Annotated in this window: 9 protein-coding genes; all 9 read right to left on the reverse strand. The window is 51.2% G+C overall.

Features of this window, described 5'->3' with window-relative positions:
* Window positions 1–14: 14 nt before the first annotated feature.
* The 9 genes from QEH53_RS08905 to QEH53_RS08945 all read right to left on the reverse strand — a co-directional run bounded on the left by QEH53_RS08905 (window position 15) and on the right by QEH53_RS08945 (window position 16,772).
* Window positions 15–5,186 (reverse strand): non-ribosomal peptide synthetase, encoded by a 5,172-nt coding sequence (locus tag QEH53_RS08905; RefSeq protein WP_309022822.1) that lies wholly within the window; start codon window positions 5,184–5,186, stop codon window positions 15–17.
* Entirely contained in the window at window positions 5,187–8,456 is a 3,270-nt protein-coding gene (locus tag QEH53_RS08910; RefSeq protein ID WP_309022823.1) for an amino acid adenylation domain-containing protein, read from the reverse strand.
* Complete coding sequence (locus QEH53_RS08915) at window positions 8,437–10,023, reverse strand: amino acid adenylation domain-containing protein (RefSeq protein WP_309022824.1); 1,587 nt, start codon at window positions 10,021–10,023, stop codon at window positions 8,437–8,439. The genes QEH53_RS08910 and QEH53_RS08915 overlap by 20 nt, the downstream gene beginning before the upstream one ends.
* A 5-nt stretch (window positions 10,024–10,028) precedes the next feature.
* The gene (locus QEH53_RS08920; protein WP_309022825.1) at window positions 10,029–11,174 is read right to left on the reverse strand and encodes an acyl-CoA dehydrogenase family protein; all 1,146 of its coding nucleotides are present in this window, start codon (window positions 11,172–11,174) and stop codon (window positions 10,029–10,031) included.
* Complete coding sequence (locus QEH53_RS08925) at window positions 11,137–12,258, reverse strand: ornithine cyclodeaminase family protein (RefSeq protein WP_309022826.1); 1,122 nt, start codon at window positions 12,256–12,258, stop codon at window positions 11,137–11,139. Before QEH53_RS08925 ends, QEH53_RS08920 begins: the two co-directional genes overlap by 38 nt.
* A 6-nt stretch (window positions 12,259–12,264) precedes the next feature.
* On the reverse strand, window positions 12,265–12,516 hold the full coding sequence (locus QEH53_RS08930) for an acyl carrier protein (protein WP_309022827.1): 252 nt from the start codon (window positions 12,514–12,516) through the stop codon (window positions 12,265–12,267).
* Window positions 12,517–12,532: 16 nt separating this feature from the next.
* Window positions 12,533–13,684: a HupE/UreJ family protein gene (locus QEH53_RS08935; protein WP_309022828.1), complete on the reverse strand. Its 1,152-nt coding sequence runs from the start codon at window positions 13,682–13,684 to the stop codon at window positions 12,533–12,535.
* 78 nt (window positions 13,685–13,762) lie between these two features.
* On the reverse strand, window positions 13,763–14,551 hold the full coding sequence (locus QEH53_RS08940; RefSeq protein ID WP_309022829.1) for a 4'-phosphopantetheinyl transferase superfamily protein: 789 nt from the start codon (window positions 14,549–14,551) through the stop codon (window positions 13,763–13,765).
* A gap of 172 nt (window positions 14,552–14,723) precedes the next feature.
* A complete protein-coding gene (locus QEH53_RS08945; RefSeq protein WP_309022830.1) occupies window positions 14,724–16,772 on the reverse strand; it encodes a TonB-dependent receptor in 2,049 nt (682 codons plus the stop codon).
* Window positions 16,773–16,935 lie beyond the last annotated feature (163 nt).

Raw genomic sequence — 16,935 nt, forward strand, 5'->3', positions numbered from 1 at the left:
TCATTTGCTTGGGGTCACTCGACTTGCCAGAGATGCGCGACGGTTAATCCGGAATCGCCAAAAATAGGCGACGAAATTGTCGGTTCCATGCGGTGCTGGATTTCCTCCTGTTCGTGGACCACGATCCGAGCTCCGGGACGAAGTTGCGCATGCAACTTCTCTACGAGACCAGGAATGCTTTTGGCGGGAAGGAAAAGGAAGACCACACTGGCATCGGTATAAGATAGCTCGCCAGCATCGGATTGCTCGATCTGGGCGAGGTGTTCGACTTGGCTGGCTTGTACGTTACGTCTCGCGAACTTGGCGAGATCTGCATCGAGTTCGACTCCGCGACAGTTACAGCCGTACCGTTTACTTGCTTCGATGATGATTCTTCCGTCTCCGCAACCGATATCCACTAGTGTATCCGTTTTTTGGATGTGAGCGAATTCCAGAAGCTGGGGGATTAATTCGCTTGGAGTTCCGAGGAAAGGCCATTTGTCGGCCGCGGTTTTTGAGGTGCTGCCGAACCCGCTTTTGATCATGTTGATGACGCGCACCATGTAGTAGGCAGGCCATAAGGGGACGGGAGCGCGGAACGCATGAAGGTCGCGGATGCGCGGACGCAGCTTTTCGGGGACTCGTTTCGCGAGAAAGGGAGTGTCCCAGTGGAGGTTGACTCGCGTCGTGTGTGAGTCTCGTTTGATAAGCGAGCACTGGTTTTGGTTAAATTTGTAGACGGTCCAGGCTCCTTGCTCCAGAGCGTCGGTACGGTAAAATCCCTCGTTTATCAAAACCTTGAGAGTAGGTTCAATCTGGTGATACCCAATCTTGAGTCCAAATTCGTGGAACTGATAGTGGTTGTTCGATTCGACTCTTTGAGCTTCAATCCCGACTTCTCGGAGTAGGGAGATAGCGTTGTTTTGACTTTCGAATACAGATTTACGTATATGCTCGCACGTAAGCACCGCTTGTTGAGCTAGGGAGAGCGCTTGTGGGGCGATGAGCGAAGGGGGGAGCTTCACCAGCTTCCGAGCGGTCCGATACAAGGTCTTAGCGTGTACTGAAATTCTAAGGAGCGCTACTGCAGAGTCTCCGTCAGCAAAGTCGAGATCACTTGCCGGTCGGATGTTTTTCAGAAGCTTGGATGCTGTTTTCTGAGGGTCGGGACTGGCGACTAATTTGTATTCAGGGATTAATGACAAGAATTCATGGATTTTAGTAGCGGTGTCTTCGACGAAAGGAGGTGAGATAACGTCCCAGTGCCCGCAATCGAGATTGACAATGGAAATTTGTGGAGCGGCACGTTTCCAGTCTTCCAAACGGTGGTTAGCGAAATTCTCGGAATCGATGGTTTGGAATCCGAGTACTTTTCCCTGGTAAGCGTCCGTATGATATGACTTGAAAGCGCGGCGGATGGAATCGGCAGTACGTTTTAAGAGAAGTTGTGTCCTAGTTTCTACCGACCCGAATCGGAAGCGAAGAGGCTCTACGGATCGTTCTGCGAGTCTCTTGGCGCGACGGAGCGCGATGCGGGCCTCGCGAAGAACTACGGGGTAGTGTTGGAAAGCTTTCGGTGGATCTGGGTATACGCTTCCGAGGTCGAGAGGAGCTTCTCCGTCGATGGAGACCAGCAGTGGAACGGAGTCGCCTGAAGCTTGTAGTTGTTTTGCCATTTCAATGGCGATCGTCACTCCGAAGCAATGGCCCAAGAGGACGTACGGACCCTTTGGCTGGAAGTTTTTGATCTCCTGAAGGTAGGCGGTAGCCATGGCTTTTATGTCTCGGAGGAAGGGCTCCTTTCCTGAATTCGAGTCTGGCTGCAAGCCGTAAAGGGGGATTCGGTCATCTATGTGTTCCGCAAGGTCACGATAGAATAGGACTTGCAAGCCACCAGAGTGTATGAGGAAGACGGGTGGTAGGGTTCCTTCGGGCTTCAAGGGAACGAGGTATTTATAGCCTTGTTCGAGTTTGCCGGGAGCGAGGAGTTTAGCCAAGGCTTCAACGCTGGGATGCTCTACGAGGCGGCTCGGTGAGAGCTTGCGTCCAAAGGTACTTCGGATTCTAGAAAAGAGTCGAATAGCGTGGAGCGATGTTCCTCCGAGGTTGAAAAAACTCTCGGAGAGCGGAATTTTTTCAACGCTCAGAATTTCGCGCCATATTTTGAGGAGTTCCATTTCCGTCTGGGTTGGCTCCCTGTCGTTTTCTGGCTTCGACGATTTTATGGTTTTCGGAGCCGGAAGCAGATTTACGTCTATTTTCCCGTTAGGAAGTTTTGGTAGTGAATTGACCACTACATAGTGGCTTGGACGGAAGTGTTGAGGAAGGCTTTCAGAGATGAGTTTCCGAGCTTCGGCTTCCAGTGATTCGCTGTCGGAGGCTGCGCCGCCAGCCAAATACGCGGTTAACTGAGGTAAGCGGTCCTCGACCGAGACGAGTTTAATGAACGCCTCTTTCACTGAATGACATTTTCTAAGAACTGCGACGATTTCTCGTGGCTCGATGCGGTGGCCATTGAGTTTTATTTGCTCGTCGATTCTTCCGAGAAAACGCAATTCGCCTGTCGAGGTTCGCTCAACCCGGTCGCCTGTTTTGTAGAAACGGATAGTTTCTCCGGTCCCGACCGACAAAGTTGGGAATTTCTCCGCAGTGAGCGATGGGTGCTCAAAATATCCGCGTGCTAGCCCGGGTCCTCCTATATGGAGTTCACCCGCTAGACCAGCGGGGAGTGGCTGCTCGTACTTCGAAAGGACTTGGCAATTGTAGTTGGGGATTGGGGACCCGATCGTGATTTTTTCAGATGGAGGCAGGCATTTGTGCGTAGCCCAGACAGTGGCTTCGGTGGGGCCGTACTCGTTGTGAAGTTTGGCTTGGGGAAGTGTAGACTGGTGGAGGGATAGGATGCTCTCCGGACAATCTTCTCCTGCTACGATGACATCTCGCAGCGAGTTGAGCTTATCGGTGTCTATTGTCAGGATCTCCTGATACAGGCTTGGAATGCAGAGAAGGGTACTGATTTTCCGGGAGTGAATGATGTCGCGGATTTTGTCTAGATCCCGCTCGTGGTTCGCTCGCGCTGGGAAAAGGGTGTTTCCCGTGGAGAGGGTCCAGAAAATTCCTGCTACTGAGCTATCGAAAGAAAGACTCGATAGAAGGAGGAAATTCTCTGGTGAGTTTTCGTAGACCTTGCTCCGGGCTGCAGTGGAGTAGAGTAGATTGCGGTGCGTGATCTCCACTCCTTTCGGGGTACCGGTAGAACCGGAAGTATAGATCAAGTAGGCGAGCTGTTCCTGCTTGATATCAGGAAGAACTGTTGAAGGCGTTCCTTCTTCTGTCCAAGTGATCGTAGTTGAGCCCGAGGAGGATTTTAGACCGAGTCTATAGGCTTCATCAGCGATGACCAAGCTTGACCTCGAGTCCTCAAGGATCTGTGCCCTTCGTGTTTCAGGGTAACTTGGATCGATCGGTACATAAGCGGCCCCTGCACGTAATGTGGCCAAGATGGCAATAATCGCCCCTGGCGAACGGTCCATGTAAATGCCGACTCGATTTCGATCGGGGTTTATACTCTCGACGATCCGTTTTGCGAGAGCGTTAACCCGCTCTCCCATTTCGCGATAGGTTATGTCGGTTTGTCCGTCGGAGAGTGCTATCCGTTGTGGATCGCTTTGGGCGAATCCCAAAATCAGTTCGCAGATACTCTTTCTCTCATCGACCTCCAGATACGCTCCATGAGCCTGAGTAACGAGTGTGTTGCGTTCTTCTTGCGGAATGAAATCCAGATGCTGGATACGTTTGCTTGGATTGGCTACCAAGTCTTCTAGGAGCGTCCTATAGTAGGTAAGGAAACGCAGTATTGTTTCCTCTTCGAACAAATCTGTTCTGTATTCGACAATGGTTTCGAAGGTACTGCCTGACTCGGCGACGAATAGGCTTAGGTCGAATTTGGAAGTCTTCGTCTCGACAAAAATGGGTTCGATCTCACACCCTTCGAGGGAGAGCTTAGGAGTCCCCTCATCTTCGCGTTGGAATACGAACATGGTTTGAAACAATGGGTGACGTCCCGCGACGCGTTCGGGTTTGATGGACTCCACGATAGCGTCGGTCGGCAGGTCTTGGAAATCGAGCGCTTCGAGTACGTGTTCTTTGGTGCGAGTTAAGGCGGTTGAGACAGAGGGATTATCTTGTAGGTCAGATCGAAGTACCAAGGTATTGAGAAAAAAACCTATTAGATCCTTCGTCTCGCTCTTGCGGCGATTTGCTACGGGGCTTGAAACGAGGACATCCTCTACTTGGGCGTAGCGACAAAGCAGGATCTTAAAAGCAAGAAGCAAAGTTACAAAAAGCGAGGTATCGTTCTCCGCTGAGAAAGTCCGAACCGCTTCCGCTAATTCGGTTGGTAGCTTTAGTCTTTGTAGACTACCCTCGACCGTAATGATTTTTGGATACGGTTTGTCGGTAGGGAGGGGAATAGGCGAAGGTGGGCTGGCGAGTTTTTGGCACCAGTAGTCCAGTTGCTTCGCTTTCTCTTCGCCACTTAGCACCGACTTTTGCCAGTATGAGAAGTCTGAATAGGAATGACTGAGAGGCTGTAGTTTGGCGTCTGGGGTGTTGTAGCCTTGGCTGACTTCTTTCCAGAATTGAAGCAGAGACCACTTGTCGAAGGCGATATCGTGAATGGAAAGTACTAGAATGCTATAGTTGTCGTCTCGCGAGACGAGGGCCATTCTAAGGATGGGACCCTTTTCCAAATCAAAAGTCCTTCTCCCAAATTCTTGAGCGAGAGCGTGGCACTCTTTCGAGTCGCGAGCAGTAATCTTTTCGATTCCAGAAAACGGGTTTACTTGCTCTTGGAGAAGTAGAGTGTCGCCATCCCATGAATACGTACTATGCAGAGGTTCGTGTCTGGCGATGACCAGGTTTACTGCGGTTTGGAGACGATCAATATCGACGGAGTTTCTTAGTAAGAAGCTTGAAGTGATATTGTTGCTAGCCGAGTGGTCGGTGAGATCGCTTTGGAACCAGATTCGAGTTTGTCCGAGGGACGCTGCCGGTGGCTCGTCGGCAGGCCGTTTGGGAAGACTAGCCGTGGAAGTCCGGTTGCCACCTATTTTTCTACCGAGTCGCCGTTGAAGTAGCAGCTTCTTCTTTTCTGCTAACGAAAGCTCTGCGGTAGAGTTTTTTCCACTGTTTTCGGTTTCGGGCATCTAGACAGATTCGTCGATAAGCTGCTGGGCCTCTTCTTCGCTCAACTTATCGATTTCTTCCATGATGGTTGATTCGATAAACTGGCTCAATTTGGCGACTGTGGGATTTTGAAAGATACATTGGAGAGGAAGATCGATTTCGAAGTCCTTACACAATTGTAGAACAATCTCCATCGCGGCGAGGGAAACACCGCCAATTTGGAAAAAGCTCTGCTTAGTCCCAAATGATCGCGTACCGAGGTATTTGGCCCACACTTCAAACACGTGTTCTTCGACTTCTCCTTCGGGCAGTTCAAAATCGTCCTTGCTGGTGTTTTCCTCAGCATCCGGTGGGGGGAGCGCATTCGTATCGACTTTTCCGTTTCGGGTGAGAGGGAACGTCTTAAGGTGGACGAAATGGGCGGGACGCATCTGCACTGGCAATTCATTGTCTACCAGAGCAATTAACTCGGAGTTGGGGATTTTCTCGTCTGCCTCGTAGTAGGCTGTCAGTTCGGTACGCGGAGAGTCTGACCCGATCGACGGGTAGTTGGTTGAGATTCCGTTTTTCGAGCAGTGTGCCGCATTCTCGGAGTCTTTCTCCGGCAACGACTTTCTGAGCAAAGCCACGTGAGCGGATCGGATTTTCGGATGGGCGCCGATGGTAGTCTCAATTTCCCCGAGTTCCACCCGGAATCCAGCCAGTTTGACCTGCGAGTCGATTCTACCGAGGTAGATGAGGTTTGAGTCTTCCGCGAAGCGAGCCAGGTCGCCGGTGCGGTACAGCCTTCCGTAGCGAGTGAGCTCGCTTTCGAGAAATGACGATGAGGTCTTTTTTCCGTCTCTGTGGTACCCACGGGCGATACCGGTGCGGGCGATAAACATTTCCCCGGGTGTGCCTTCGGGGGTGGGCTGGAAGCTATCGTTTAAGAGCAATATTTCAACGTTGTCAGCCGGCTTTCCAATTGGAACGCTAAGGTGGGTATCGCTAGGATCATGACGATGTATCATACAGCCCACTACGGCTTCAGTTGGCCCGTACTCATTGTACAATTCAACGGGTTTTCCAAATTGCTTAGTGATCTCATTGGCCAATTTTTGCTTCAAATCCTCACCGCCCAAGACCAAACGCGAGAGTCGAGATTCGGATAGGTCGAGTTGGCGCAGCAAGTTGAGGTGAGAGGGTGTTAGTTTTATGAAGTCGACCTCGTTTTCATTGATCACATCAATCACGCCATGATCGACTTCTTCTTGTATCTGTGGGTACACGATTAACTTTCCTCCGGTCATCAGCGGCAAGAAAACGCTTGTCACTGTTAGGTCGAAAGCGACTGAGGTGAAGAGCGGGAATGAGAGACGATGTCCTCTCACGTAAACCCGTTCGGCCCAAATCAAGTATTCAAGCAGTCCCAGATGCTCAACTTCCACGCCCTTAGGCTCGCCGGTAGAGCCGGAAGTGTAGATGATGTAGGAAAGTTGATTGGAATCGGGTGACGGCAGATCCGCTTTTAAGTTTTCCCCGATTTGAAGAAGGGTCTCAACGGAAAAAAAGGAGGGTGAATCTTGGGGTTCTTTAGAGTCTCGCTGCGCGATCACCACGGTTGGATTTGAACTACCTAAGATCCGGTCAATTCTAGCTTGCGGATATTTTGGATCTACTGGCACGTAGGCGCAACAAGCTCGAAGAACTCCAAGTATCGCTAAAACGTAATCGGCGGAGCGGGGGAGAAGCAGCGCCACGTTTTCGCCGGCACTGACACCGACAGAGCTCAAGGCGCGGGCGATCTGCCCTGATTTCTCCCACAATTCTCTGTAGGTGAGACTTTTTGAACCCTCTCGAATCGCGGTGTCATTTGGCTGTTCCTTGGCTCGTTCAGCTATGAAATCGATCACCGTCCTATTGGCAGCGCCAGTCGCCCTAGAGGTGTTATTGAACTGATATATAACTCTATCTTGCTCTGTCTCTGTGAGTATTGGTATCGAGTCGATTTGGGTATCCAAATCCTGGAGCATCGTGTTCAGCAGGCTTTGGAAATGCTCTACCACTCGCTTTTGGTCGTAGTCCGAAAAGGTGCTGCTGCTCAAGTCGAACTGTAAGACAAAGTTGCCCGTTCCGTTGTAGTCGTGCACCTGGAGCTGAAAATCGTACGCACCGTCGATGTGTTCAGAATGTATCCAATCGGCAGTTACAGAATGGCCAGAAAATTTTCCGAACGAAAGCGGGAAGTAGTTCAGTACTGCATTGCTACTGGTGGCTCCGTTGGGATTACTCTTTCCAGGTGAAACGTTTGTGAGAAAACTGCTTACCTCCTCCATGCAACGTTGGCCTAGGCTAGCGAAGGTGTCGCCTGAATGAAATTCCATGTCCAGTGGGAATATCTCGATGAAGCAACCCAAGGACTGCTTGGCAGCTTTGCTTACCCTATTTCCCGCTGGCGAGTCGAAAGTGATGGATTCCTGGTTTGTGGCCCGGCGCAAGAAAGCCCCGAGAAGAGTGGAGAAAACTGCGTAGATTGATATGTCTGGGAAAAAGCTAGCAAACGATTCGTGTTCGGCCAGTTTCCGGATAGCATCAGATTGCTGCTCGTTCAGCTTAACTTGATGACGCACACTATTCGTTTTCGAGGGATCTCCCTTTTTGCCGTAAATGGGATTCGATCGGGACTGGTGTTGCTTCTTCTTTTTTTCCCAATGATCGTTTGGTTTAGAAGCCTCTTCCTGATCTCTGGCTATGTCTCGGTAGCACTTTTGAGAAGGTGTCGATTGCTCCTGTCGGGACAACTTCTCGTAGTTATTGGATACAGTCTTAAAGAGTCCAACCGTTGAACTGGCGTCGGTGACCAGATGGTGCTGGTTGAGGATCCAGCCAAATCTCAGGTCAGACAGCTGAACGCCGATTGATTGGGCGAGCTGAGAATCGAGCGGGATCAGGGTTCTTGCTTTTTCCTCCGCCAAGGCACGGAAATCGGCGTCAGGATTGGATCGCTCTCGATAGTCGAGAGTCTGCATCTCGTAGTTTTGCGTTTCTAGAACGTTTGTCCGCGGGAACCCGTTTGTTTCGACTACGCTCAGGCGTAGAGACTCCTCTTCACGAACCGTTTCCAACCATGCGTTTGCAAAGACACCTGGATCAATTTCACCCTCAATAACGATGGCGAAGGTCATGTTGTAGAGGGGACTCTTCGGATGAATCTTTTGCCCCGTCCAGATTTGCAACTGGGAGTGGGTGAATCCGGACTCTTTTCGGATCGTGTCTATCAGACTCTCAGTTTTAGATGACAGATCGTTCATTGTATTGGTTCTGCAGCGTTGTTCGATCGATCTTCCCGCTTCCGGTCCGAGGGAAGCTATCGGTGATAATTACTTGCGAGGGAACCGCATAACTTGGAAGGGTCGCTTTGACCGATTTTCGAGAACTTTCCAGCGACACTTCGAAGCCAGGCGCGGTCGAGACAATGGCTAAGATAGTTTTCTCTCCATCGTCATCAGTCCTTACGATTGCGGCTGCTTCTTCGATTTCAGGTAGCCTTACGAATGCCGCCTCTATTTCGTCTAGCTCGATTCGGTATCCTCGTAATTTGATTTGTCGGTCTTTACGACCTATGAAGTGAAGGGCTCCCTTCTCATCACGGCGCACGAGATCTCCTGTGCGATAGTAACGTCGAGAGAATCCTAATACGGGCTCTTCGAAATAAAATGCTTTCCGATCCAGGTCTTTTCGAGCCCAGTACCCTTGCATCATCGTAGAGGAGGCTATCAGCAACTCGCCACTGCCTGCTCCCTCAACTCGCTGGTCTTCAGTGTTTAGAATGAGGGCGTTCGCTCCTTGCCAAATCTCTCCAAGGGGAATCGCCTCATCGCTGGAGGTCAATTGCTCTGGGAGGTTGTAAAAGGTGCATTGATTCACCTCTGCTGGCCCATAGACATTGCAAAAACGAGCTTGCGGAAGTCGCTTCATTAACTCGCGCAGATAGCTCGGTGGGAAAGGTTCACCCCCGAACTTTACCCATCGTAGTGAGGTTAAATTCAGTCCATCGAGCTCGCCTCGAGTAAATAGTTGTATCAAGGCCAAGGGTACAGAATACCAGAAGGTGAGCCTCTCTCGCTCAATCAGCCTCGCTAGGCTTGTCGGAAACATCATGTCCTCCTCGGGAATGAGCACCGAGGTTGCTCCGGCGTAAGGACCGACGAGGAATTCGAAAGTGGAAATATCAAAATGTAGCGGAGCATGATTCCCAAGAATATCAGCTTGAGAGACGGCGTATAGGTCTGCTGAATAACGGGCGTAGGATAAGCCGCTACGGTGGGTGTGCATCAGGCCCTTAGGAGTGCCCGTTGAGCCGGAGGTATACATGATATATGCGAGGTCGTCTTCTCGCGTATGTTCTTCGGGTCGGTCAGAAGTGGATCTGTAAACTTCGTTCCAGCTTATATATGAAAGCGCCGAAGTCGAAGAGCGTTCTAGGCCGATCACGGTTTGAAGCGGTAGATAATCTTTAGACTCCAAGGACTTTAGAGTTCGTATCTTTTCACTAGCAGTAACCAGAATGCGGATACCGCAGTCGTTGATGATGAACTCGACTCTTTGAGCCGGTGCTGAAACGTCTACTGGCACATACGCTCCACCAGCTAGCAAGATTCCATAGACCGCAATCGCCATCTCGTTTGACTTACCCATGTGGATACCGACGCGGTCAAGCGGCTTCAGTCCATTTTTCCTGAGTACGTTGGCTAATTGGCAGGCACGTGAAAAGAACTCGCCGTAGCTAATCGATTCACCTCGACATCGAAAAGCAGGATGCTCTGGAGCCGACTTGGCCCAGCGTTCTAGCGAGTGATGTAGTAGAGTGCGCAACATTTGATTTAGGCCCCTGAGAGTCGAGCGATCAGGTTTCGTTGAATGTCTGAAGTACCGGCGTATAATACGCCGCCAACCGAGTCTCTCAAGTCTCTCTCTGTTTGAGATCCACTCATATAGCCAGCTGCTCCGTGGATTCGCATTGCATCCATACTTGATGCCAGGAAGGCCTCGGAGATGCACAGCTTGGTCATCGCCGCCTCTGCGGCTATCGACTTGCCTTGATCGATGAGCCAAGAGGTTTTGTACAAATGAAGTTTGCAGGTTTCGAGCCGAACTCGCATTTCGGCGATACGGTTCGATACGCTCTGGAATTGGGCGATGGGTTTCTTGAACTGCTTACGAGACTGTGTGAAGTGTACGCAGGTTTCGAGCTGTCTAGCGAGTACGCCCACTTGGGTTGCGAGGATAAGAGCTCGTTCCCACTCCATGGATTCGTTGAAGAGGCTCAGTCCCGAGCCTTCTCCACCGAGCCTAGCTTCGGCAGGTACTTGACATCGGTCGAAGCGGACATCGCCCATGGGCAACGTGCGAAGACCGAGTTTTTCCCTGTTATCCGATTTGTGAATACCGTCGCTCGGACAGTCTACCAAAAATGCGGAGAGCCCCCAAGCTCCGGCGTCAGGATCGGTTTTCGCATAGACGAGGAGCAAGTCAGCGATTGGAGCCAGGCCGATGTAGACTTTCTCGCCATTGAGAATGAATCCTGAGTCATTGGCCTCTGCCGTCGTCTCCATAGCCATAGCATCCGAGCCGGCTTGTGGCTCAGTAATACAGTCCGCAGTCATCAACTCCCCGCGAATGATCTTTGGAAGATAACGAGCTATCTGATCTTCGCTCCCAAAAGTAAATAAGGGTGGTAGGATAGTGCAAACGAGTGACGAGAAGCCGAGTGCAAGGCCATTGTCCGCACATTTGTATCCAAAGGCCTCTAGAGCGACAGCTTTGGTTAGGGTATCCCAGCCACGGCCGCCGTACTCTGTTGGTATGAAACCGCGCAGGAAGTCGCTCTGCGAAAGAGCGATCCAACCCGCTTTGTTAAAATGAGAGCTGGCATCTTCCTCAGGCGATAATTCGGAAAAGTACGTTCCGGCAACTTCAGTGGCTTCTTTCTTAGCGGCTGCTTGCTGTGCTGATAGGTCGAATTGCATGTTTGGCTGGAGAGGAGCCGCAGGTTGCCGCTGGTTTAGAGAGAAAGGAGTAGGGATCGATCGGGTCTGGTGGTTCACTTTCGATTTCTATCTCAGTTCCTAAGCCCATGTCTGTAGCGAATGCGTGGAACATGAGACCCGTCATGTAATCGGCGTAGGCGTGTCCTGTAGAATCGAATACGCTTAGACCGTCCTTGGCCGTTTGTTGAAGCGCTCTTGAATTTAGCAAACCGGTAATGTCGGTACTTATCTCGTGTTCGAGCAGTTTCTGGCATTCGCCTTCAGCCATCGCTTGTTCCTTGAAATCGGGACAGACGAAACTTCGCCTCAACAGGTTGATCGGAAGCTCAATTTTGGTAGGAAAGTCGGAGCCTACCGCATTTATGTGTAGGTGGGGCTTGTTTGCGAAGTCCTTGAATAGTGGTCCGCTTCCAGGATCGGCAGAGGTACAGGTACAAAGAATATCAGCTTTTTCCAGGAGAGTTGAAACCACGTTCGACTCCGAAACGCTTTCGACCTGGATACCCGTGAACGCTACCCGATCACTTAGCGATTTTGAAGCGTACGAGTTTGTATCGTAAGCTATGATACGCTCTATTTCAAAAAGCCGAGAGAGGGAGTGGATCTGTGTGACTGCTTGAGCTCCGCACCCGATTACGCCAAGAGTGATGCTGGATTTACTTCTTGTCATCAATTCACTCGCAATGGCTGACATCGCACCGGTTCTGAGTGCGGTGGCAAAAGTGCCATCAAGCAAGCACTGCAGGTGTCCGGTTTGTGTATCAAAGATACCTATACTGGAAAGGATCGTTGGGAGGTCCCTTTTGATGGGGTTGGAAGGATGATACCCGACGATCTTTAGAGACGCCTGACCCTCGTCGATGGATGCGGGCATCCACTCTAGGAGACCCAGGTCTGGATTAGAGTAGTGGATCCCAGTCCTTGTTGGGATTTGGACGTTCTTCGCGCTAAGCTCAGTGAACGCGGTCCTAAGCCGGGAAATTAGTTCGTCCAAGAGCTCATTGAGGCCGACCTGGCTTACAATCGAATTTATATCTTTTTGGGAGAGTATTTTTGATTGCATCGGGGTTTAGGACGGTCGGTTGGACAGGTAACGCGTTATGGCATCTATCGATAAGAAGTTGGCTGGGATCAAGTCGCGTGGCGGGATCTTGGTATCAAAATCTCGCTCAATCTGGCTGACCAGCCGCATTGCATTGATCGAGTCTAGGAAACCTCCGGTGATGAGATTGGTATCCGGCTCGATTTCATCCGCCTCTGCGATTGCCAGCTCATTCGTAATGATAGAAAAAATCCGTTCTGATGTTTGTTCTGGGGTCATGTAAGTAAGCATAATACTAGAGAGCGAATGCTCTTTCGATAAACCAGTAGCCGGCGATTAGAGTGAGAACAATAGAACCGCCTTTTAAGACTACTGGGACGTACAGGGATGTTTTCCTGAGAGCAAAAATGATGGGAAAGAGGATGACGAGGATTGCCAATTGACCGAGCTCGACGCCGACGTTGAACGCTAGGATAATCAGCAGAAAGTTCTGCGTTTCCGCAATGCGGAAAGGCAGGTCCGACATAACGCTGGCAAAACCGAGACCGTGGAAAAGCCCAAGCGCAAATGTTATTGCCATCGATAAGGATTGGCTTCGGCCGAGGAAATTGTTGACCGCCACAAGAATGATCGAAAGCGCGATGACCGATTCTACCAACCTAGAGGGGAGCTGGATGAATCCTAAGCTGGCCAAAGCTAGGGTGATACTGTGGGCGATCGTGAAAATAGTTACGATTTTCAGGAGCGAATAGAGAGTCCTGCCGAGCCCGCGGGCTGGCTGCCACATTTGCTCTTGGCGAACGAGAACGATTGGCAGGGCCAGTGCCACCAAAAAGAGGATGTGGTCGATGCCGATCCAAATGTGAAGGATGCCTTGCCAGATCATGCTTGCAGGGGTCTGCACAGAAGGAGGGTTTTGAACGTCCAGGGTTTGGGTGCCGCTCGATCTGTTGTACACCATAGCGACATTCATCTGGTAGTCTTCGCTTGGCCAGACCCCCTTTTCGGTGACTACCAAGCATCGATGCATGACGTAGTCGTCTAAGAACATGGTCATCTCGATATCCAAATAGTCAGGAACGGGAGATACGGGGATATTGAAATGGTACTGGGCCCAGCCTCCTTCCCGTTCGAAGTAAGTCGTTTTTGAAATATTTAGCGGGAACTCCGATTCGCCAGCGGGGGCGATTGATACGTTTGATCTAATGAAGTCGATCACCGACTCGCTTGTTTCGATGATGCGTTTTTCGGTGACTACACCATTTTCCTCGATGTCGAGTCCGAGTTTCTCGGCCAGGTCGTCGATGTCGATTTCGACTCTTCCGCGAATCGAGTCTTCGAGAAATTCTAAAAAGACGTAGCTTTCGCCCTCAGCGTGAGCGGAGAGCTTGCTGGGAAGAAGGCAACCTAGCAAAAGGGTAACTGAGAAGATAAGGCGTTTTATCATGATTGGACGTTGGCGGATCGGGTTGATGGGAGGGGGTACGTAGTGGAGTTCTTCTAGGCTTTACGTGTGGGCGGCCGGTCAGATTCCATCGACTTTGAATATCTTTAAACCTTCGACTGGTCGAGGTACGGCAAGGGACAAGAAAAGATCCGGAGCGACTTGGGGGCAAATGAGCGTCCAGTTCTGTGGGTGGCCCCACTCGGGGTCGACGTTCAGCAATCGAAGGGGTGAGAGCGGGTAGGTTGTTAATTCGGAAAAACTTAGATCGGCATTCAACCCGATGCCTGTAGCCTTCAGCAAGGCCTCTTTCGCGGTCCAGGTCCTTAGGAATGATTCCAATTGGAGGTGCTTTGGCAATCTCCTGAACCGAGTGGCTTCGTTAGGATGGAAAAAACGATCGACCAAATCACTCGCGTCGTCGATCGGTCGACGCACTTCGAGGTCAACGCCGAGATCGCAGTCCCAAGCTACCGCAATGCATAACTTCCCGCCGCCGTGGGAAAGGTTGAACCGGAGGCGGTTGTCCTGGCCCTCCAAATAAGGTTTCCCGCAATCGTTTCTTTTGAATTCTAGAACCTCTGGAGACCGGTTGAGGTATTTCGAGAGGATGAGTCGAGTCAGAGCCCTCGTGTTCCTACTTCGTTGCTGGTCTTTCGGGAAATGGAATCGTCTTGAGGCTTCGTACTCAGCTTCCGATATACAGGCTTGGTCTATGGAACTGTCCAAATCTGCTATCCAAAGATCGACGGTGTCGGCACCAGCCCTGCAAAGATGCTCTCCATCGCTAACTTTGCAGTAGAGCTGAGGGTGAGTAATATCGCGATGGTCTACGTGGATTGAGGATTCTATTGAATGGATAGCCGACACTAGTGGATGATTGGTGTAGTTTTTCTAGCGCTCGGTCTTGGGGATAGTTGAGCGACTAGGGGTGTTAATTAGGCCGAAAACTCTTGTTTTTTATGTACTGAGATCGTTTTTAAGCGTCCTTCGGGACGGCAAGAGGGCCGTCCCGAAAATTGAGAAACCTAGGTCCGGCAAGCTAAAAAAGCTTGGTTACGTTCAAGCGAAGAGAGCGAGGCTGGATTATGTGATAATGCTTGTCTTCGATTCCTCCAGCTGGTTCGCCGGGCAGCCGCGAACCGTAGAAGTAGGTGATGTCGCTGTCTTTTGTATCGAACGTGTTCAAAAGATCGAGACTGATTCGCCAATCGTCATTCTTGTATCCAACTTTCAGGTTCACAGAACCGAATGAATCGGACGTTTCGCTTCCGTCCTCGATGAGGGGGCGATCGGAGAAGTAACGATAGCGGGCTGAGCCAAACCAAGGAGAACTGGGAGCGTTGTAGTTAAGGCCAAGGCTGAGAACCGAGTCAATGGAACCGGGAATTTCATCGCCGTCAGGAGAGACATCGCTGTAGGACGCGTCGGTGAACGCTGCGTCGAGATCGAGCGAGAGCTCATCGGTTAGTACAAAATAGTTGGCAAATTCTATGCCGACTCGTTCGCTGGGTCGCGAGGCCTCTGTGTTTCCTGCATCACCGACGTAGAGCAGCTCGGAGTCGAGATCGAGCGTCCAAAGAGCGACGGATGTGTTCGAGCGTTCCGTCCAGTGGTGGCGGATGCCGAGCTCGTAGCCTAACGATTGTACGAGGAGATCTACGCTCTCAACTGGAGTAACGCGGTCGGAGGGGTCGATTGAAATGGTGGCGCCTCTGGCGTCATTGCTGTGAAATCCGTATCCGGCGCTGAAATAGAGCTCGGTATCATCGGTTGGCGTATAGATAGCGTTGAACTTCGGGCTGAAGAGAGTGTCGCTAGCGCTACCGGAATTCGGAGCGAAATCGCTTTCCACATCGAAGTTGAAGTAGTCGATACGAGCGCCGAAATTGGTCTTGAACTTTTCGCTCCAACTTAGGGCGGCGTCGTAGTATGCGGAGAGGCTGTACTCATCTACGCTGTCTTCTCGGTTGGTGCTGAGAATTTGTCGAGCCTGAGTGTTGTAGAGCCCGACTTTGTCGACGGCATCGTATCGGGTTTGCAGGCCGAAGGTCTGTTGCATGTGATATCCAAACAGGTGGGCGTGCTTCATAGAGTGAGCGAGTTCGGCGCCGTAGATCGTGCGTCGGTCAGATTGCTGGAACTGGTCGCCCTCGACGGGATTATCCAGAAAGTAGGTGAAGTTAGACCACAGCGCCATGTCGTAATAGATCGTGTAAGCCGACAGTTTCGTCGTATTCTCCGCTCCGTTCTTAATGACATTTCCCGAGAGACTGTAGCGGGAGGAAGAGCCGCCCACGGTGTCGTCAATCGAGCCAAATGGCGTAATCAAGTTCTGTTGAACGGCCCGGTCTGGGATTTGGTCTGCGGAGTCCCAAGACGAATCGTATGCCATCAAGGTTACACCATACTCGAGGTCCTCGCGAGGGGCCGCGCTGTAGGTGACCATGCCGTTAATTTTGTTCAGGTTTTCGTCGATGTCCCAAGGACCGTTGTTCACTACGTTTTCCGCTCCGAAGAGTAGCGTCCCATCGCCAACTGACTGTGAGGCGGCGCCGAATACGCGAAGGTAACCGTCCTCGCCGTAGTCGACTGAAACCATGTCCTTGTCGAGCTCTCGCATGGTTTGGATGCTCGCCGAGCCCGCCGACGAGAAATCGCCGACCTCGGAGTAGTAGGAGCCCTTCAGATAGCTGATGTTGTCGACCAGTTCGGGAATGATAAAGTTGAGGTCTGTGTAGCCTTGCCCGTGCCCGTGGGAGACCATGTTGACGGGCATGCCGTCGATCGAGGTCGCGAAGTCTGTTCCGTGGTCGAGGTTAAAGCCGCGAAGGAAATACTGGTTCGCTTTTCCGGTGCCGCTATGCTGCGTGACGATCATTCCGGGAACAGCTTCCAGAATCTCGCCGGTGCGGAGCATCGGGCGCGTTTGAAGATCGATCTGGCCGATCACGCCTTGCGAGGCTGAGAGCGCTTCCCCCACGAGTAGCGAGCCTCGTCCTTCGATATTAACTGTATCGAGCTCGACCACATCTTGGGCGGCTAGTGTGAAAGGAACGATTAGAAATAAGAGAGTAGGTTTAAGTGGCATGCCTTGAATAGGTTGGATTCTTGCGAGGGTTCGGAAGATGTACGCGCAAGAACGAGCAACGGGTGCATACTTTTGCTAATGACAGGGATTTACCTACCTAATTTGGGGAGATTATTGCAGTTAGCACCGAAGATTGAGCAAAAAGACGGCGTCTTCGTAGTTA

Origin of the sequence: Pelagicoccus sp. SDUM812002, from assembly GCF_031127835.1 — a bacterium.
Taxonomy (GTDB): domain Bacteria; phylum Verrucomicrobiota; class Verrucomicrobiia; order Opitutales; family Opitutaceae; genus Pelagicoccus.